Annotated in this window: 16 protein-coding genes; 4 read left to right on the top strand and 12 right to left on the bottom strand. The window is 67.8% G+C overall.

All coding sequences use genetic code 11. The features are described from left to right. Positions 1–14: 14 nt before the first annotated feature. From ACVK00_RS18835 to ACVK00_RS18795, 9 genes are all read right to left on the bottom strand, one after another. Entirely contained in the window at positions 15–1,211 is a 1,197-nt protein-coding gene (locus ACVK00_RS18835; RefSeq protein ID WP_228907056.1) for a pyridoxal phosphate-dependent aminotransferase, read from the bottom strand. Between the two features lie 70 nt (positions 1,212–1,281). Continuing rightward, positions 1,282–1,719 (bottom strand): transcription antitermination factor NusB, encoded by a 438-nt coding sequence (gene nusB / locus ACVK00_RS18830; protein ID WP_006754954.1) that lies wholly within the window; start codon positions 1,717–1,719, stop codon positions 1,282–1,284. Beyond that, positions 1,716–2,231 carry a 6,7-dimethyl-8-ribityllumazine synthase gene (ribH, locus tag ACVK00_RS18825; protein WP_228907057.1) on the bottom strand — a complete coding sequence of 172 codons (516 nt, stop codon included), beginning with the start codon at positions 2,229–2,231 and terminating at the stop codon, positions 1,716–1,718. The genes nusB and ribH overlap by 4 nt, the downstream gene beginning before the upstream one ends. A gap of 52 nt (positions 2,232–2,283) precedes the next feature. Beyond that, entirely contained in the window at positions 2,284–3,426 is a 1,143-nt protein-coding gene (gene ribBA, locus ACVK00_RS18820) for a bifunctional 3,4-dihydroxy-2-butanone-4-phosphate synthase/GTP cyclohydrolase II (RefSeq protein ID WP_011656189.1), read from the bottom strand. A 187-nt stretch (positions 3,427–3,613) separates the two neighbouring features. Beyond that, positions 3,614–4,132, bottom strand: a complete 519-nt coding sequence (locus ACVK00_RS18815) for a DUF1993 domain-containing protein (RefSeq protein ID WP_228907058.1) — start codon at positions 4,130–4,132, stop codon at positions 3,614–3,616. Positions 4,133–4,483: 351 nt separating this feature from the next. Continuing rightward, on the bottom strand, positions 4,484–5,113 hold the full coding sequence (locus ACVK00_RS18810) for a riboflavin synthase (RefSeq protein WP_166726307.1): 630 nt from the start codon (positions 5,111–5,113) through the stop codon (positions 4,484–4,486). Between the two features lie 14 nt (positions 5,114–5,127). Next, complete coding sequence (gene ribD / locus ACVK00_RS18805) at positions 5,128–6,249, bottom strand: bifunctional diaminohydroxyphosphoribosylaminopyrimidine deaminase/5-amino-6-(5-phosphoribosylamino)uracil reductase RibD (protein ID WP_228907060.1); 1,122 nt, start codon at positions 6,247–6,249, stop codon at positions 5,128–5,130. A gap of 13 nt (positions 6,250–6,262) precedes the next feature. After that, the gene (gene hemL / locus ACVK00_RS18800) at positions 6,263–7,546 is read right to left on the bottom strand and encodes a glutamate-1-semialdehyde 2,1-aminomutase (RefSeq protein ID WP_011656193.1); all 1,284 of its coding nucleotides are present in this window, start codon (positions 7,544–7,546) and stop codon (positions 6,263–6,265) included. A 185-nt stretch (positions 7,547–7,731) separates the two neighbouring features. Next, complete coding sequence (locus tag ACVK00_RS18795; RefSeq protein WP_284888907.1) at positions 7,732–8,184, bottom strand: hypothetical protein; 453 nt, start codon at positions 8,182–8,184, stop codon at positions 7,732–7,734. A gap of 259 nt (positions 8,185–8,443) precedes the next feature. Between ACVK00_RS18795 and ACVK00_RS18790 the strand changes: the two genes are divergently transcribed. Further along, the gene (locus ACVK00_RS18790; RefSeq protein ID WP_228907062.1) at positions 8,444–9,661 is read left to right on the top strand and encodes a Bcr/CflA family multidrug efflux MFS transporter; all 1,218 of its coding nucleotides are present in this window, start codon (positions 8,444–8,446) and stop codon (positions 9,659–9,661) included. A 107-nt stretch (positions 9,662–9,768) separates the two neighbouring features. Here ACVK00_RS18790 and ACVK00_RS18785 read toward each other — a convergent pair whose 3' ends face one another. From ACVK00_RS18785 to zwf, 3 genes are all read right to left on the bottom strand, one after another. Further along, positions 9,769–11,697, bottom strand: coding sequence for a bifunctional transcriptional regulator/glucokinase (locus tag ACVK00_RS18785; protein WP_284888908.1), 1,929 nt, complete (start codon positions 11,695–11,697; stop codon positions 9,769–9,771). Further along, entirely contained in the window at positions 11,675–12,355 is a 681-nt protein-coding gene (pgl, locus tag ACVK00_RS18780) for a 6-phosphogluconolactonase (protein WP_284888909.1), read from the bottom strand. Before pgl ends, ACVK00_RS18785 begins: the two co-directional genes overlap by 23 nt. Before the next feature lie 86 nt (positions 12,356–12,441). Continuing rightward, a complete protein-coding gene (zwf, locus tag ACVK00_RS18775) occupies positions 12,442–13,911 on the bottom strand; it encodes a glucose-6-phosphate dehydrogenase (RefSeq protein ID WP_228907064.1) in 1,470 nt (489 codons plus the stop codon). A gap of 429 nt (positions 13,912–14,340) precedes the next feature. Between zwf and ACVK00_RS18770 the strand changes: the two genes are divergently transcribed. The 3 genes from ACVK00_RS18770 (at position 14,341) to ACVK00_RS18760 (ending at position 17,512) form a co-directional block, all read left to right on the top strand. After that, a complete protein-coding gene (locus ACVK00_RS18770; protein ID WP_284888910.1) occupies positions 14,341–15,588 on the top strand; it encodes an ABC transporter substrate-binding protein in 1,248 nt (415 codons plus the stop codon). Between the two features lie 138 nt (positions 15,589–15,726). Further along, positions 15,727–16,665: a carbohydrate ABC transporter permease gene (locus ACVK00_RS18765; protein WP_011656200.1), complete on the top strand. Its 939-nt coding sequence runs from the start codon at positions 15,727–15,729 to the stop codon at positions 16,663–16,665. Next, a complete protein-coding gene (locus ACVK00_RS18760) occupies positions 16,655–17,512 on the top strand; it encodes a carbohydrate ABC transporter permease (RefSeq protein WP_006750821.1) in 858 nt (285 codons plus the stop codon). Before ACVK00_RS18765 ends, ACVK00_RS18760 begins: the two co-directional genes overlap by 11 nt. Positions 17,513–17,565 lie beyond the last annotated feature (53 nt).

Raw genomic sequence — 17,565 nt, 5'->3', positions numbered from 1 at the left:
GCGCCGGCCGGACGTCAGTGCTGGCCGAACAGTGCTGCCAGCCGCTCGACGGCCTCTTCGAGGCGTGTGTAGGCGGTCGCATAGGACAGCCGGATATAGTCGCGCGGCGCATGGACGCCGAAGTCCATGCCCGGCACCAGCACGACGCCCGCGTCGTGCAGCATCGCCTGCGTGAGCGCCGCGCTGTCGCCCGCCGCCGGATGAGCGACGCCGCCACAGTGCGCGTACACGTAGAACGCGCCGTCTGGCATCACGGGTACCGTGAAGCCGAGCCGTTCGAGCGCCGGCGCGATGAAGTCGCGGCGACGCTTGAATTCGAGGCGGCGCGCTTCGTAGATGTCGAGCGTCGCCGGTTCGAAGCACGCGAGCGCCGCGTGCTGCGCGAGCGCGGACGGGCAGATGAACAGGTTCTGCGACAGTTTTTCGAAGGTGCCGACGAGCGAGGGCGGCACGACCAGCCAGCCGAGTCGCCAGCCGGTCATGCTGAAGTACTTCGAGAAGCTGTTCACGGTGACGACATCGTCGCCGAACGACAGCGCCGACACGGGCGCCGCGTCGTAGCTGAGCCCCTGGTAGATCTCGTCGACGATCGTGAAGCCGCCGCGAGCGCGCACGGCTTCGACGATCCGCTTCAGCTCGTCCGGCTCGAGCGACGTGCCGGTCGGATTCGACGGCGACGCGAGCAGCACGCCGCGCGTGCGGCTGCCCCAGCGCGTGCGGACGTCGTCCGCGGTGAGCTGGAAGCGGGCTTCCGGGCCGCTCGGCACGAGCACCGGGCGGCCTTCGGCCGCCGCGACGAAGTGCCGGTTGCACGGATACGACGGGTCGGGCATCAACACCTCGTCGTCGCGGCCGACGAGCGCGAGGCAGGCGAGCAGCAGCGCGGCCGATGCGCCGGCCGTCACGACGATCCGCTCGGGGCTGATCGTGAGGCCGTAGGCGCGTGCATAGTGCGCGGCGATCGCTTCGCGCAGCGGCGCGATGCCGAGCGCGCTCGTGTACTGCGTGACGCCGCGGCGCAACGCGGCCGCGGCCGCCTCGACGACGGGCTCCGGCGCGGTGAAATCCGGTTCGCCGATGCCCATGTGGATAACATCGCGCCCGGAGGACTCGAGCCGCTGTGCCTCCTTCATCAATTCCATCACGTAGAAGGGCTGGATCGCGTCGACGCGTGCGGCGAGCGTGACGAGCGAATCGGCGGTGGTATTCATCGGTCGGGCGGGGCGAGGAAGGGGAGGAAGAATGAAAAACGGGCGCTTGCGCGCCCGTGTACAAACGGAATCAGCCGTTGCGGCGCGCCTGCGTTTCGGCGGGGCGCAGCTTCGCGGCGAGCTTGTCGAGCACGCCGTTGACGTACTTGTAGCCGTCCGAGCCGCCGAACGTCTTCGCGAGTTCGACCGCTTCGTTGATGATCACGCGGTACGGCGTTTCGACATGATGCGTGAGCTCGAACGTCGCGATCAGCAGCACGGCGCGTTCGACCGGCGACAGCTGGTCGACCGGACGGTCGAGCGACGGCGTGAGGGCTTCGATGAGCGTCGCATGCTCGCGAATCACGCCGTGCAGGATGGCGTCGAGCAGCTCCTTGTCGGCCTTGTCGTAACCGAGCGCGCCGCGCAGTTGCGCGTCGATCTCGCCGGGGGCCGCGTTCGACAGCAGCCACTGATACAGGCCCTGCGTCGCCAGCTCGCGCGATTGTCGGCGGGCGCTCTTCTTCATGCGCGCTCCTCTTCGTCTTCTTCGTCTTCTTCTTCGTCCTCGTCGTCGCCGAGCTGGTCGAGCGCCATCGTCAGGTTCGCCATCTCGACCGCGACGCGTGCGGCGTCACGACCCTTTTCGGTCATGCGCGCGACGGCCTGCTCGTCGTTTTCGGTCGTCAGGACCGCGTTCGCGATCGGCAGGTTGAAGTCGAGGCCGATGCGGGTGATGCCCGTGCCGCTTTCGTTCGACACGAGTTCGAAGTGGTACGTCTCGCCGCGGATCACCGCGCCGAGCGCGATCAGTGCGTCGAACTGGCCGCTTTCCGCGAGCTTCTGCAGCGCGAGCGGGATTTCCAGCGCGCCGGGCACCGACACGAGCAGCACGTCTTCACCGGAGACGCCGAGGCGCTCGAGTTCTTCGACGCATGCATCGGCCAGGCCGTTGCAGACGGGTTCGTTGAAGCGGGATTGCACGATGCCGATACGCAGGCCGTCGCCTTCGAGATTCGGTTGGTATTGTCCGATTTCCATGATCTGTCCGTGGTGTGGATGAACGGTTATAGGGCGAAAGCGCCGTGGCGGGTTACGCGTGGGACGCCGGGCAGGACTTGGCTTCGCCGCCGGGCATCGGAATGAAGCCCGTGACTTCGAGGCCGTAGCCGGACATGCTGCCCAGCTTGCGCGGATTCGACAGCACCTGCATCTTGCCGACGCCGACGTCGCGCAGGATCTGCGCGCCGATGCCGAACGTCTTGAAATCGACCGGCCGGCGCTTCAGCGCAGCGGCCTTTTCTTCCTCGTCGAACGCCTTGAAGACGTCGATCAGATGTTCCTTCGTGTCGCCGCAGTTGAGCAGCACGATCACGCCGAGGTCGCGTTCCGCGATGTCGCGCATCGCGGCGTCGAGCGTCCACGAGTGCGTCGAGATGCTCGTCTCGAGCAGGTCGAGGACCGACAGCGGCTCGTGCACGCGCACGGGCGTATCGACGTCCGGCGACGGCGTGCCGCGCACCAGTGCGATGTGTGGCGAGCCGGTCGGCTGGTCGCGGTACAGCACCGCGCGGAACGTGCCGTGCGCGGTCTGCATCGTGCGCTCGGCGATCCGCTCGATGATCGATTCGGTGCGGCTGCGGTAGTGGATCAGGTCGGCGATCGTGCCGATCTTCAGGTTGTGCTCCTTCGCGAACTCGAGCAGGTCGGGCAGACGCGCCATCGTGCCGTCGTCCTTGATGACCTCGCAGATCACCGCGGCCGGCGTGAGCCCGGCGAGCGCGGTGAAGTCGCAGCCGGCCTCGGTGTGGCCGGCGCGCACGAGCACGCCGCCCGGCTGCGCCATGATCGGGAACACGTGGCCCGGCTGCACGATGTGCTCGGGACGCACGTCGTGCGCGACCGCCGTGGCGATCGTGTGTGCGCGGTCGGCGGCCGAGATGCCGGTCGTCACGCCTTCGGCCGCTTCGATGCTGACCGTGAACGCAGTGCCGTACTGGGTGCCGTTGCGGTAAGTCATCAGCGGCAGGTGCAGCTGCTTGCAGCGTTCCTGCGTCAACGTCAGACAAATCAGGCCGCGGCCGTACTTGGCCATGAAGTTGATCGCTTCCGGCGTGACGAATTCGGCGGCGATCACGAGGTCGCCTTCGTTTTCGCGGTCTTCTTCGTCGACCAGGATCACCATCCGGCCGGCTTTCAACTCCGCGATGATGTCGAGCGTGGAGGCGAGCGTCATAAGGGGGCGAGAAAGAGGAAAGTGCGTATTTTACGCCAGCCGGACCGCGTTTCGGCTGGCACCGGCTGCGCGCGGCCGGCGAGCACGCCGGAAAGCGGTGCGACCGCCCGGCGAGGCGGGCCTGCCGGGGCCGCCGCGGCCCGCCCGAGGACGGGCGGCCGCAGGTCGGCCGGGGCGCGGCCGTGCGTCACGCGTGCTCGTTGCGGCCGCCGAGGTAGTCGAGCTTGCCGAGTTCGACGCCGCTGTGGCGCAGGATGTCGTACGCGGTCGTCACGTGGAAGAAGAAGTTGGGCAGCACGAAGTTCAGCAGGTACGACTGGCCGGTGAACTCGATCGGGCCGACGCGCATCTTGAGCACCACCTGGCGCGTTTCGCTGCCGTCGATCTGTGCGGGCTCGAAGCTCTTCAGATAGTCGATCGTCTTCTGGATGCGCGCATTCAGTTCGTCGAACGTCTGCTCGACGTCGGGATAGCTCGGGATGTCGACGCCGGCGAGCCGCGCGGCGCAGCCCTTGGCCGTGTCGGTCGCGATGTACACCTGGCGGACGAGCGGCAGCATGTCCGGATAGAGGCGCGCGCCGATGAACACCGACGGGTCGATCTGCTTCTCGGCCGCATGCGCCTGCGCCTTGCCGAGGATGTGCTGCAGGTTGGTGAGGCCGCGGATGAGGACGGGCAGCGAAGCCTGGTACATCGAGATGGACATGGGACGACTCCTGGAGGAAAAGGGGCAGCCGGTACGCGGCGCACCGTGTGTCGCGGCGCCGAAACCGCTGCCGTTGCATCTTAGCGCGACGCGATGACCCGTGCGCGTCGTTGGCCATCAGGCCAGGTGTCGGGGCGCACGGGGGGCGGCGAGCGGAAGCGAAAGGCGTGTGTTCGAGCGGCCGCGCAGATCGGCGTCCACTGGTGGACTGACGGCGCGGCGCGAAGCAAAGCAAAGCAGGGGATGGGCACGACGGACTGTGAGTGCCGGAAAGAGGGGGAAGCGGTAGCGCCCCGACCACGCCGGGCCGAACCGCCAGCCGCCAGCCCACAACCGAATGAACGCGAACAATCAGTCCTGATGCACGCCCTGCGATGCCGACAGCATCCGCTCGACATACCGCGCGATCATGTCGATTTCGAGATTGACCTTGTCGCCGGCCTTCACGTGGCGCAGCGTCGTGACCTCGACCGTATGCGGGATCAGGTTGATCGAGAATTCGCAGCCGTCCGCGCGATCGTCGACCGTGTTGACGGTCAGGCTCACGCCGTTGACCGTGATCGAGCCCTTGTATGCGAGATAGCGGCCGAGCTCGCGCGGCGCGACGATCCGCAGCTCATGCGATTCGCCGACCGGCGCGAACCGCGTCACGGTGCCGAGGCCGTCGACGTGGCCCGACACGATGTGCCCGCCGAGGCGGTCGTGCGCGCGCAGCGCCTTCTCGAGGTTCACTTCGCCAGGTTGCGCGAGCCCGACCGTGCGGTTCAGGCTTTCGCGCGACACGTCGACGTCGAAGCCGGTTTCGGTCTTTTCGATGACCGTCATGCACGCGCCCTGGATCGCGATGCTGTCGCCGAGCGCGACATCGGCCAGGTCGAGCCCTCCGGCTTGCACCGTCAACCGCACGCCCGCGTCGGGCGACGCGCCGAGCGGGTTGATCGATTCGATGCGGCCGACGGCCGCGACAATTCCGGTAAACATCGTGACGGCTCCGTTCAGTGGGTGGCGGCAGGCGGCGCGACGCGCGCGAGAATCCGCAGATCGTCGCCGATCCGCTCGACGCTGTGGAACGCGAGCCGCGTGCGCGCGTCGAGGCTCGCCGGCGCGGCGAGGTCGAACATGCCGGCCGCGTCGCTGCCGAGCAGGCTCGGCGCGAGATAGACGAGCAACTCGTCGACGCACTGCTCGCGCAGCAGCGAACCGTTCAGCTTGTGACCGGCCTCGACGTGCAGTTCGTTGACGCCGCGCGCGCCGAGCGTCGCCAGCATCGCGGGCAGGTCGACCTTGCCGTGCGCATTCGCGAGCGGCACGATTTCCGCGCCGCGCGACTTCAGCACGTTCGCGCGCACTTCGCCGGCCGCATCGAGCCGCCCGCAGAAGATCAGCAGCGGCGCACCTTCGAGCAGGCGCGCGTCGAGCGGCAGATCGAGGCGGCTGTCGACCAGCACGCGCTGCGGCTGGCGCGGCGTGTCGATGCCGCGCACCGTCAGGAGCGGGTTGTCCTCGCGCACCGTGCCGATCCCGGTGAGGATCGCGCATGCACGTGCGCGCCATGCGTGGCCGTCGAGGCGCGCGGCCTCGCCGGTGATCCACTGGCTTTCGCCTGACGGCAGCGCGGTGCGTGCGTCGAGCGACGCGGCCGTCTTCATCCGCACCCACGGGCGGCCGCGCGTCATCCGCGACACGAAGCCGATGTTCAGTTCGCCCGCTTCGTTCGCGAGCAGCCCGCAGCGCACGTCGATGCCGGCGTCGCGCAGCATCCCGAGGCCGCGCCCCGATACCTGCGGGTTCGGGTCCTCCATCGCCGCGACGACCTTCGCGACGCGCGCATCGATCAGCGCGTTCGCGCACGGCGGCGTGCGGCCGAAGTGGCTGCACGGCTCGAGCGTCACGTATACGGTGGAGCCGGCGACGTCATGGCCGCGCGCACGCGCGTCCTTCAGCGCCTGCACCTCCGCGTGGTCCTGGCCGGCCGGCTGCGTGAAGCCTTCGCCGATGACGTTGCCGTCCTTGACGATCACGCAGCCGACGCGCGGGTTCGGCGCGGTCGTATACATGCCGCGCGCCGCGAGCGTCAGCGCGCGCTGCATGTGGGCGAAATCGGTATCCGAGAACATGCGCGGTCCCGGGTCAGGCGGCGAGGGCCGCGAATGCGCGGCGCGCGGCCGCGAGCGTCGCGTCGATCACCGCGTCGTCGTGCGTGCTCGACACGAAGCCGGCCTCGTACGCGGACGGCGCGAAGTACACGCCTTCGTCGAGCATCAGGTGGAAGAAGCGATTGAAGCGCTCGGTGTCGCTCTTCGTGACTTCCGCGAAGCTGGTCGGCACGCGCTCGGCGAAGTACAGGCCGAACATCGCGCCGATCGAGTCGGCCGCGAACGGCACGCCGGCCGCGCGCGCTTCGGCCGCGAGGCCATCGGCGAGGCGTTTCGTCTGCGCGGTGAGCGCGTCGTAGAAGCCCGGTGCCTGGATCAGCTGCAGCGTCTTCAGGCCGGCCGCGACCGCGATCGGGTTGCCCGACAGCGTGCCGGCCTGGTACACGCCGCCGAGCGGCGCGAGGTGGGCCATGATGTCGCGGCGGCCGCCGAACGCGGCGGCCGGCATCCCGCCGCCGATCACCTTGCCGAGGCAGGTGAGGTCCGCCGTGATCCCGTAGTGTTGCTGCGCGCCGCCGAGCGCGACGCGGAAACCGCACATCACTTCGTCGAAGATCAGCACGGCGCCGTGCTTCGTGCACAGCGCGCGCAGCGCGTTCAGGAATTCGGGCGTGCCGCGCACGAGGTTCATGTTGCCCGCGACGGGCTCGACGATCACCGCGGCGATTTCATCGCCGAACGCGCCGAACGCTTCTTCCAGCGCGGCGACGTTGTTGTATTCGAGGACGGTCGTGTGCTTCGCGATGTCGGCGGGCACACCGGCCGACGTCGGGTTGCCGAACGTCAGCAGGCCCGAGCCGGCCTTCACCAGCAGGCTGTCTGCGTGCCCGTGGTAGCAGCCCTCGAACTTGACGATGCGGCTGCGGCCCGTGAAGCCGCGCGCGAGACGCAGCGCGCTCATCGTGGCCTCGGTGCCGCTCGACACCATCCGCACCTGTTCGATCGACGGCACGAGCTTGCAGATTTCCTCGGCGATCTCGATTTCCGCCTCGGTCGGCGCGCCGAACGAGAAGCCGTCGGCGAGCACGTTCTGCACGGCCGACAGCACTTCCGGGTGGACGTGGCCGACGATCATCGGGCCCCACGAGCCGATGTAGTCGATGTACTGCTTGCCGTCGGCATCCCAGAAGTACGGGCCCTGTGCGCGCGAGACGAAGCGCGGCGTGCCGCCGACCGAACGGAAGGCGCGCACCGGCGAGTTGACGCCGCCCGGAATGGTCTTCTGGGCGCGTTCGAAGAGGATCTGATTATTGGACATGAGCGAAACCTGCGAGAGAAGGGTGCGGGGCCTGTGCACGGGCCGCGGCGCCTGGGCGGAACTATCCGTCCGATTGTACCGGAGACGCGCGGGGCGGGCCCGTCGGGCGGTCTGCGGCCTTTCGGCGCGTTGGGGGGCAGGCGCGCGCGAACCGCGACGGCGGGCCGGATCCGGCTCCGACCCGCTTATCGCGGCGACTTGCGCTGGCCGGTCAACTCGGCCCAGCGTTTCTCCAGCGGGCCTTCGACCATCGGCTTGATCGAGGTGCCGGAACTCTGCGCATCCCAGGTCTGCACCGAGTACGGATGCACGCGCAGCGCGTCGCGCGGGATCACGACTTCCTGGTGGGCGTCCACCAGCCAGTCGTAGACGAAGTCGATGCACAGCCGGTAACCGCGCCGGGTCGCCGGATCGGGCACCTCGTAAGGCGCGCGCGTCACGTAGCCGGAGCCGAACACGCCCTTCGGCTCCTTTGCGACGCGGTGCAGGAACACGCGGTCGCCCGGCAGGATGCCGCGGGCGAAGCCGCAGCCCCACACGTCATGCACGGCCTCGCCGGCCTTCACGCGCGCGGCGACGTCGGGCAGCTCGGGCCACGGCCATTTCTTGGGGCTCCAGATCAGGAGGAAAGCGGTCATCGGTTCGGTCGTCGTGTCGATTTGGTCAGACGAGAAAAACGGCGAGCAGCAAGCTTAATCGAATCCACACGCGAATTCGCACGCGAACTCGCGCGACACCGGCCGTACTGGCGCTTGCCGGCCGTGCGCGGCACACACGCCGGCGGCACGCGAAAAAGTTGCGCGTACAATCATGGGCCTGAGCGCCGTCCGCGGCGCGGTCTCCCGTCTTCACCGCCACGCGCGCCCCGATGCGCGCGGGCCTCCATTCCGGATACCCATGTCCCACGTCGTCCGGCGCCGGCCCGATGCCCGGCTGATCCTGTTGCTCGGCGCGCTCGCCGCCTGCGGGCCGATTGCCACCGACATGTACCTGCCGAGCCTGCCGTCGATCGCCGCCGGCTTCTCCGTGAGCCCCGGCGCCGCGCAGCGCACGCTGACGAGCTTCATGGCCGGCTTCTCGATCGGCATGCTGCTGTACGGTCCGCTGTCCGATACGTGGGGCCGCCGCCCGGTGCTGCTCGGCGGCATCGCGCTGTTCACGCTCGCGAGCATCGGCTGCTTCGTGTCGGGCTCGATCGACATGCTGATCGTCGTGCGCTTCCTGCAGGCGCTCGGCGCGGGCGCCGCGTCGGTGCTCGCCCGCGCGATCGCGCGCGACGCGCACGAGCCGACCGACGCGGCGAAGGTGCTGTCGATGGTCGCGATCGTCACCGCGGTCGGGCCACTGCTTGCGCCGCTGATCGGCGGGCAGATCCTGCGTTTCGCCGGCTGGCGCGGCGTGTTCGTCGTGCTGGCCGCATTCGGCGCACTGTGCGCGGCGACCGCGTATCTGCGCGTGCCCGAAACCTGGCCGAAGGAGCGGCGCAAGAGCGCGGCCGTGCTCGCATCGTTCGCGTCGTACGGGCGCATCCTGTCCGATCCGGTCGCGTGGGGGCACATGCTGTGCGGCGGGATGGCGTTCGCGGCGATGTTCTCGTACATCACCGCGACGCCGTTCGTGTACATCGAGTATTTCCATGTGTCGCCGCAGCACTACGGGCTGCTGTTCGGGCTGAACGTCGTCGGGATCATGATCGGCAACTTCGCGAACACGCGGCTCGTCGGCCGCATCGGCTCGCTGCGCCTCATTGCCGCCGCGTCGCTCGTGAGCTGCATCGCGTCGCTCGCGGTCGCGCTCGTCGCGCTGACCGGGTGGGGCGGGCTGTGGTCGATCGTCGTGTGCCTGTTCTTCGTGGTGGGCGTGGTCGGGATCCTGTCCGCGAACTGCACGACCGACCTGATGCATCGCTACCCGCACAACGCGGGCGCGTCGGCGGCCGTGTTCGGTGCGATGCAGCTCGCGCTCGGCGCGCTCGCGAGCGTCGCGATCGGCGCACTCGCGGACGGCACGCCGTTCGCGATGGGCGTGACGATCGGTGTGTCGGGCGTGCTGTGTTTCGCCGGGCGCTACCTCGTGCTGCGCTGGCATGGCCGGCCGGTGAAAGCGGGCGCCTGAGCGGAGGCCGCAATGGCCGCGGCATGAAAAAACGCCACCGCGCGATGCGTCGGTGGCGTTCTTTTTCGGGCGGTCGGAACGCGGCGAGCGCCTGACCGTGTTGAGCGTCAGTCGCGCGCGACGTCCTTCGCCGCCGGCGATGCGCCGTGGCTCAGCCAGTCGAGCACGTCGGCCGTTTCGTCGTCGCTCGCCCGTGCGCGCGCCTGCGCGACGGCCTCCGGCAACTCGCCGTTGGTCGACGCGCGACGGATCGCCACGCCGACCGCGAGAACGTCGATCATCAGCAGATGCAGGATCCGCGAGATCATCGACAACTGCGACTCGCGCATCTCGATGTGGTCGGTCTCGAGCGCGACGGTCGCGCGCTTCGCGAGCGGCGTGTTGCTCGACGTGATCGCGATCACCTTCGCCCCGGCCTGCATCGCGACCTCGAGCACGCGCAGCAGCTCGGGCGCGCGCCCCGACTTCGACACGGCGACGATCACGTCGCCCTTGCCGAGCAGCGCGGCCGACGCGGCCTGCATGTACAGGTCGCCGTACGCGATCGTCGGAATCCCGAAGCGGAAGAACTTGTAATGCGCGTCCTGCGCGACGATGTTCGAATTGCCGAGCCCGTAGAACTCGATGCGGCGCGCGCCGTTCAGGATCTCGATCGCATTCTCGACGTGCTCGAAGTTCAGGTGTTCGCGCAGCTGCAGGATCGCGGACACCGTGTTGTCGAGCACCTTCGCGCCGAAGTCGGTGGCCGTGTCGCCGAGATGCACCTGACTGTGGCTCATCGGAATCGTGCCGGTGAGGCCGGTCGCGAGCTTCAGCTTGAAGTCCGACAAGCCCTGGCAGCCGAGCGAGCGGCAGAAACGGATCACCGTCGGCTGGCTCACGTCCGCCTTGCGCGCGATGTCGACGATCGGGTCGTTGATGATCGAGCGCGGATGGTTCAGCGCGAGATCGGCGACGCGGCGCTCCGCCGGCGTCAGCGCGTCGCGCATCTGGCGGATCCGCTCGAACACCGCCGACGACGCACCGCCCGAACGGTTCGACAACTGCTCCGCGAGAATCGCCGAGACGCCGAGGAACGCCGGATATTCGGCGGTGATCAGGTAGGTCGGGATGTTCTGGAGATACTGCGTGAAACGGCCCTTCGCCTCGAAGCGCGCGCGGAACGACGAGCGCGTGAACAGTTCGCCGAGCTTCAGCGCGACGCCGCCGCCGATATAGACGCCGCCGAGCGCGCCGAGCGTGAGCGCGATGCTGCCCGCGAACGCGCCGAGAATCCCGCAGAAGCATTCGACCGTCTCGAGCGCGAGCGCTTCGCCCGCATGGGCGCGCTCGACGATCTCGACCGTGTCGACGCTCGCGGCGACGCGCTTCTTGTCGCGCGCGGCGAGCGCACGATAGATGATCTCCATGCCGGGGCCGGCGCACACGCGTTCGAACGACACGTGCGGAAACTTCTTGCGCGCGTATTGCAGCACCAGATCCTCGCGCTCGTCCTGCGGCGCGAACGATGCATGGCCGCCTTCGCTGCCGAGCGCGATCCAGCGATCGTCGGCCGGAATCAGGCCGGACACGCCGAGCCCGGTGCCGGGCCCGAGCAGCCCGATCACGCTGTTCTGGCGGCGCGTGCCGCCGCCGATCTGCACGCGCTGCGCATCGGTGAGGCCGGGCAGCGCCATCGCGAGCGCGGTGAAGTCGTTGACGACGAGCAGCGTGTCGAAGCCGAGCGCGCGGCGCGTCGCCTCGATCGAGAAGCTCCAGTCGTGATTGGTCATCGTGACCTGGTCGCCGTCGACCGGGTTCGCGATCGCGATCGCCGCATGGTTCACGCGGCTGATCTTCACGTCCTTCAGATACTTGCGGATCGCGTCGGTGATCGTCGGATAGTCGGCGCCGGGATAGACGCGGATCTGCGTGATCTCGCCCGGGCCGTTTTCCAGCGCGAAACGCGCGTTGGTGCCGCCGACGTCCGCGAGCAGGCGCGGGCCGTCGGCATGCTGGGCCACGACGACAGCCTTACTTTGCGCACCAGTAGACATCGAGCTTGGTCCCCTTGTCGTTGGCCAGGTGGGAAATCGCGTTCTTCTGCAGCGTTGCGGCGGCGGCGTCGAGCACGTCGCGTTTGCGGCTGCCCGCGATCAACAGGAAGAGCCGGTCGACGCGCTTCAGCGCATCGAGTGAAAAGCTCACGCGCGCATGCGGCGCGGCGCCGGGATGCACGGCGACGAAGCGCTCCGGCGTCGTGATCGCATGGTCCCATTCGGGCGCGTCCGCGAAGATCGACGCGGTGTGGCCGTCCTCGCCCATGCCGAGCACGGCGACGGTCGGCACGCGGTAGTCGGTGTTCGCGTTCAGCGCGGCGACGTGCGCATCGAGCGCCGCGCGCGTGTCGACGAGCGGCAGGAAGCGGGCAGGGGCCGCCGCGTGCTGCAGCAGCGTGTCGCGCACGAGGTGCGCGTTGCTGGCCGCGTCGTCCTCCGGCACCCAGCGGTCGTCGACCAGCGTGACGTCGACGCCGGCCCAGTCGAGTGCCGCGTGCGACAGCGTTTGCAGGAACGGGCGCGGGCTCGTGCCGCCGGACACCGCGAGCGTCGGGCGCGCGGGGCCGGCGAGCGCGGCGCGCAGCGCCTCGCCCACGGCGCGCGCGAGCGCTTCGCTTTGCGCTTCCTGGGTGTCGAAAGCGTGAATCTCGATCACATCTCCTCCGGACTGCTTTGTCTGTTCAATTCGTGTGAATCGTGGGGCACGTTGCCGCGCGCAAGCGCGCACGGCAACGGTTTGCATCAATTTTCTTCTTCGAGCCAGCAGGTGCCGTGCTGCGCGAGCATCGCGCTCGCCGCGGCCGGCCCCCACGTGCCCGCCGCGTACGGCTTCGGCGGCTTCAGCGAGCGCGCCCATTCGTTCAGGATCGGCTCGACCCAGCGCCATGCGGCTTCCTGCTCGTCGCGGCGCACGAACAGGGCGAGGCGGCCGTTGATCACGTCGAGCAGCAGGCGCTGGTAGGCCTCCATCTGCCCTTCCTTGAAGAACTGGTCGAACGCGAGGTCGAGGTGCACGCTCGCGAGGTTCATCCCTTCGCCGGGCTGCTTCGCGAGGCAGTACAGGCGAATCGTCTCGTTCGGCTGCAGCCGGATCACGAGGCGGTTCGCGCCGGCGCGCAGCGCGGTGGGCCCGAGCGCCGAGTGCGGCACCGGACGGAAATTGACGACGATCTCCGCGACGCGATCGGCGAGACGCTTGCCGGTGCGCAGGAAGAACGGCACGCCGGCCCAGCGCCAGTTCTCGATCTCGACCTTCAGCGCGACGAAGGTTTCGGTCTGGCTGTCGGGCTTCACGCCCGGCTCGGTCGCGTAGGCCGGCACCTGCGCGCCCTTGATCACGCCCGCATGATACTGGCCGCGCACCGCGACCTTGCCGATGTCGCGCGGATCGACCGCTTTCAGCGCACGCAGCACGCGCAGCTTCTCGTCGCGCACCGAGTCGGAATCCATCGAGTGCGGCGGCTCCATCGCGACGATCGACAGCAGTTGCAGCAGGTGGTTCTGCACCATGTCGCGCAGTGCGCCCGTATTGTCGTAGAAATCGCCGCGCGCCTCGACGCCGAGCTCCTCGGCGATCGTGATCTGGATGCTCTCGACCCATTCGCGGCGCCACAGCGGCTCGAACAGTGCATTGCCGAAGCGCAGCGCGAGCAGGTTCTGTACCGGCTCTTTCCCGAGGTAGTGGTCGATTCGGTAGATCTGGTCTTCCGCGAAGATCTCGCCGACCGCGTCGTTGATCGCGTTCGACGAGCGCAGGTCGTAGCCGAGCGGCTTCTCGAGCACGATGCGCGCGCCTTCGTTCAGGCCGACCGACGCGAGCGCCTTGCAGATCGGCACGAACAGCGACGGCCCCGTCGCGAGATAGAACACGCGGATGCCGGGCAATTGCGCGACCGCGTCGCGCAGCACGGTGTAGTCCTCCGCGCGGCCGAGGTCGAGCTTCACGTATTCGATGCGCTCGAGGAAGGCGTGCCACGCGCTGTCGTCGAACGCCTTGCCGGCCGCCTTCGCCGCATGCGGCTTCACGTGCGTGTCGACCCACTCGAGATAGCCCGCCCGATCCGATTCGTGCCGCGCGACGGCAACGATCCGGCCACTTTCCGCGAGCATGTTGCCGCGGTGCGCTTCGAACAGCGCGGGCAGGATCTTGCGCATCGACAGGTCGCCGGTGCCGCCGAAAAGTACGAAGGTAAAGCTGGAATCGGTATGCATGTGTCTCCGCCGGTTGGGGTGCTGGGAAGCGATCCGTAGTGCGATAAAAATATTTTTGACACTGAATTGTAGTTTAACTACAATCCGCCGCAAGGGGTAGCACCTGGGTGAAGAAAAAAAGAAGTGCGGTCGATGAACTGCGCGAGCTTCGCCTTCGGGAACGCCTTGTGCCGAATGTTATCGGACATTGACGGTGCGCATCGTCCGCGCGCCGTCGCCCCGGGCTCGCGCCGCGGCATCGCGGCGGGCCAGAAACACAATGAGGAGACACGCCGTTGAATCGCGATTCACGCTTTCTGTAAGAGCCCGGCCGGTCATCGGCCCCGTACGCTGCACGCGTCCCGCGGCTCGATTTCCCCGTCGTTTATCAAGAAGCCGGTTCCCGGTCAGGGAACTTCACGAGTTGATTCAGTCTGGAGGAGATAAGTAATGAAAGTTCGCTCGATCATGGGCGCGCTCTGCGCCGCGGGTCTGATGGCTGGCGCCGTGGCGGCGCAGGCGGCCGAGAACGTAACGGTGCTGCACTGGTGGACCTCGGGCGGCGAGTCGAAGGCCGTCGGCGTGCTGAAGGACGACCTCCAGAAGCAGGGCTACGTGTGGAAGGACTTCGCGGTCGCGGGCGGCGCGGGCGCGGCGGCCATGACCGCGCTGAAGACCAAGGTGATCAGCGGCGACTCCCCGTCGGCCGCGCAGATCAAGGGCCCGCTGATCCAGGACTGGGCCGACCAGGGCGTGCTCGTCAACATCGATTCGGCCGCCGGCGGCTGGAACCTGGACCTGCCGCCGGAAATCGACAAGATCATCAAGTACAAGGGCCATACCGTCGCCGCGCCGTTCTCGGTGCACCGCGTGAACTGGCTCTATATCAACAAGGCCGCGCTCGACAAGATCGGCGCGAAGGTGCCGACCACCTGGCCCGAGTTCTTCGCGGTGGCCGACAAGCTGAAGGCCGCGGGCATCCAGCCGGTCGCGATGGGCGGCCAGCCGTGGCAGGACCTGACGCTGTGGGAAGACGTCGTGCTGTCGCAAGGCCCGGCGTTCTACAAGAAGGCGCTCGTCGATCTCGACCCGGCCACGCTGAGCTCGCCGCAGATGCTGTCGGTGTTCGACACGGTGCGCAAGATCCAGGGCTACTTCGACACCGGCCGCAACGGCCGTGACTGGAACCTCGCGACCGCGATGGTGATCAACGGCAAGGCCGGCATGCAGTTCATGGGCGACTGGGCGAAGGGCGAGTTCGAGAACGCCGGCAAGAAGGCCGGCAAGGACTATATCTGCGCACCGGTGCCCGGTACGGCGAATTCGTACACGTTCAACGTCGACTCGTTCGTGTTCTTCCAGCAGAAGGGCCAGAAGGACGCGACGCCGGGCCAGCTCGCCCTCGCGAAGACCATCATGACGCCGGCCTTCCAGGAGCAGTTCAGCCTGCTGAAGGGTTCGGTGCCGGTACGCCTCGGCGTGAAGATGGACAAGTTCGACGACTGCGCGAAGAAGTCGTATGCCGACGAGCAGACCGCGATCAAGTCGGGCGGCTTCGTGCCGTCGCTCGCGCACGGGATGGCGCAGGGCGACGCGACGGCCGGCGCGATCACCGACGTCGTGACGAAGTTCATGAACTCGCAGCAGGATTCGAAGAGCGCGGTCGCCGCGCTCGCGAAAGCCGCGAAGGTGAAGTAAGGCGCAACGGGCGCCCGGCCGGAAACGCATCGTCGGCCGGGCGTTTTTGCATGTGCAGCAAACGGGCTCGCCCGCGGGCCCGCGCCGTACCCGGCGCCGGCCCGGCCTGCGCCGCCCTCGTTCCAGGAGTCGAATCAAGTGGCTGCCCCTCTTAGCGGAAACGGATCCGGCGCTGCCGTCGCACGGCGCACGTCGCCGATGTCGGCCTTCGCCGATCGCTGGATTCCGAAGCTCGTGCTTGCGCCGAGCCTCGCGATCGCCGTGGTGTTCATCTACGGTTTCATCCTGATTACCGGCTATCTGTCGCTGACCAACTCGCGGCTGTTGCCGAACTACGAATTCGACGGCTTCGGCCGTTACTCGGACCTGTTCCAGAACGACGTGTGGTGGACCTCCGCCGCGAACCTCGGCTGGTTCGGGATTCCGTTCATCGCGATCTGCGTCGCGCTCGGGCTGTTCCTCGCGATCCTGCTCGACCAGCGAATCCGCAACGAAGGCGCGCTGCGCGCGATCTTCCTGTACCCGATGGCGCTGTCGTTCATCGTCACGGGCACCGCGTGGCAGTGGATCCTGAACCCGGGCCTCGGCCTGGAGAAGGTGATGCACGACTGGGGCTGGACGAGCTTCTCGTTCGGCTGGCTCGACGATCCGGACAAGGCGATCTTCTGTATCGTGATCGCCGCCGTGTGGCAGTCGACCGGCTTCGTGATGGCGCTGTTCCTCGCCGGGTTGCGCGGCGTCGACGCCGAGATCTTCAAGGCCGCGCAGGTCGACGGCGCGACGCTGCCGACCATCTACCGCAAGATCGTGATCCCGAGCATGCGCCCGGTGTTCTTCTCGGTGCTGCTGATCCTCTGTCACATCACGATCAAGACCTTCGACCTGGTCGTCGCGCTGACGGCGGGCGGCCCCGGCACGTCGTCGTCGCTGCCGGCCATGTTCATGTACACGTTTTCGTTCAACCGCGGCCAGCTCGGGCTCGGCGCGGCGTCGTCGGTGATGATGCTCGCGACCGTGGTCGCGGTGCTGGTGCCGCTGATGTATATGGAATCGAGGAGCACCCGCAATGCAGCCTAAGATGACGATCAGCCGGGCAGTGATCTATGCGGCGCTGATCCTGTTCGCGCTGTATTTCCTGTTCCCGATCTACGTGATGCTGTCGACGTCGTTCAAGGACCTCGACCAGCTGCGCACCGGCAACCTGCTGACGCCGCCGACGCACTGGACCTTCGATCCGTGGGTGAAGGCGTGGAGCGGCGCGTGTACCGGCGTGCGCTGCGACGGGATGAAGCCGTTCTTCCTGAATTCGCTGCAGATGGTGATTCCGGCCGTGCTGATCTCGTCGCTGATCGGCGCGTTCAACGGCTACGTGCTCACGCACTGGCGCTTTCGCGGCGCGGATGCGCTGTTCACGATGATGCTGGTCGGCTGCTTCATTCCGTTCCAGGTGATCCTGCTGCCGATGGCGCGCCTGCAGGGGATGCTCGGCCTCGCGAATACCATTCCGGGCCTGGTGTTCGTGCACGTCGTGTACGGCATCGCGTTCACGACGATGTTCTTCCGCAACTTCTACGTGAGTGTGCCGGCCGAGCTCGTGAAGGCCGCACGCATCGACGGCGCGGGCTTCTTCACGATCTTCACGAAGATCCTGCTGCCCGTGTCGCTGCCGATCTTCATGGTGTGCCTGATCTGGCAATTCACGCAGATCTGGAACGACTTCCTGTTCGGGATCGTGTTCTCCGGCGTCGATTCGATGCCGATCACGGTTGCGCTGAACAACCTCGTCAACACGTCGACGGGCGTGAAGGAGTACAACGTCGACATGGCAGGCGCGATCATCGCCGCGCTGCCGACACTGCTCGTCTACGTGGTCGCCGGCCGCTACTTCGTGCGCGGGCTGACGGCGGGCGCGGTGAAGGGGTAAGCGCGGTTTCATCCGATACGACGAACCGGCCGCGCGCGATGCGCGGCGCATCG

This window comes from Burkholderia sp. PvR073 (assembly GCF_054055695.1).
The sequence above is the reverse complement of the archived record's forward strand: the minus strand, read 5'-3'. Positions and strand labels throughout refer to the sequence as shown.

Coding starts and splice junctions, on each gene's coding strand:
- ACVK00_RS18835 (WP_228907056.1), bottom strand. CDS start 1,211: ATGAATACCACCGCCGATTCGCTCGTCACGCTCGCCGCACGCGTCGAC.
- nusB (WP_006754954.1), bottom strand. CDS start 1,719: ATGAAGAAGAGCGCCCGCCGACAATCGCGCGAGCTGGCGACGCAGGGC.
- ribH (WP_228907057.1), bottom strand. CDS start 2,231: ATGGAAATCGGACAATACCAACCGAATCTCGAAGGCGACGGCCTGCGT.
- ribBA (WP_011656189.1), bottom strand. CDS start 3,426: ATGACGCTCGCCTCCACGCTCGACATCATCGCGGAGTTGAAAGCCGGC.
- ACVK00_RS18815 (WP_228907058.1), bottom strand. CDS start 4,132: ATGTCCATCTCGATGTACCAGGCTTCGCTGCCCGTCCTCATCCGCGGC.
- ACVK00_RS18810 (WP_166726307.1), bottom strand. CDS start 5,113: ATGTTTACCGGAATTGTCGCGGCCGTCGGCCGCATCGAATCGATCAAC.
- ribD (WP_228907060.1), bottom strand. CDS start 6,249: ATGTTCTCGGATACCGATTTCGCCCACATGCAGCGCGCGCTGACGCTC.
- hemL (WP_011656193.1), bottom strand. CDS start 7,546: ATGTCCAATAATCAGATCCTCTTCGAACGCGCCCAGAAGACCATTCCG.
- ACVK00_RS18795 (WP_284888907.1), bottom strand. CDS start 8,184: ATGACCGCTTTCCTCCTGATCTGGAGCCCCAAGAAATGGCCGTGGCCC.
- ACVK00_RS18790 (WP_228907062.1), top strand. CDS start 8,444: ATGTCCCACGTCGTCCGGCGCCGGCCCGATGCCCGGCTGATCCTGTTG.
- ACVK00_RS18785 (WP_284888908.1), bottom strand. CDS start 11,697: ATGTCTACTGGTGCGCAAAGTAAGGCTGTCGTCGTGGCCCAGCATGCC.
- zwf (WP_228907064.1), bottom strand. CDS start 13,911: ATGCATACCGATTCCAGCTTTACCTTCGTACTTTTCGGCGGCACCGGC.
- ACVK00_RS18770 (WP_284888910.1), top strand. CDS start 14,341: ATGAAAGTTCGCTCGATCATGGGCGCGCTCTGCGCCGCGGGTCTGATG.
- ACVK00_RS18760 (WP_006750821.1), top strand. CDS start 16,655: ATGCAGCCTAAGATGACGATCAGCCGGGCAGTGATCTATGCGGCGCTG.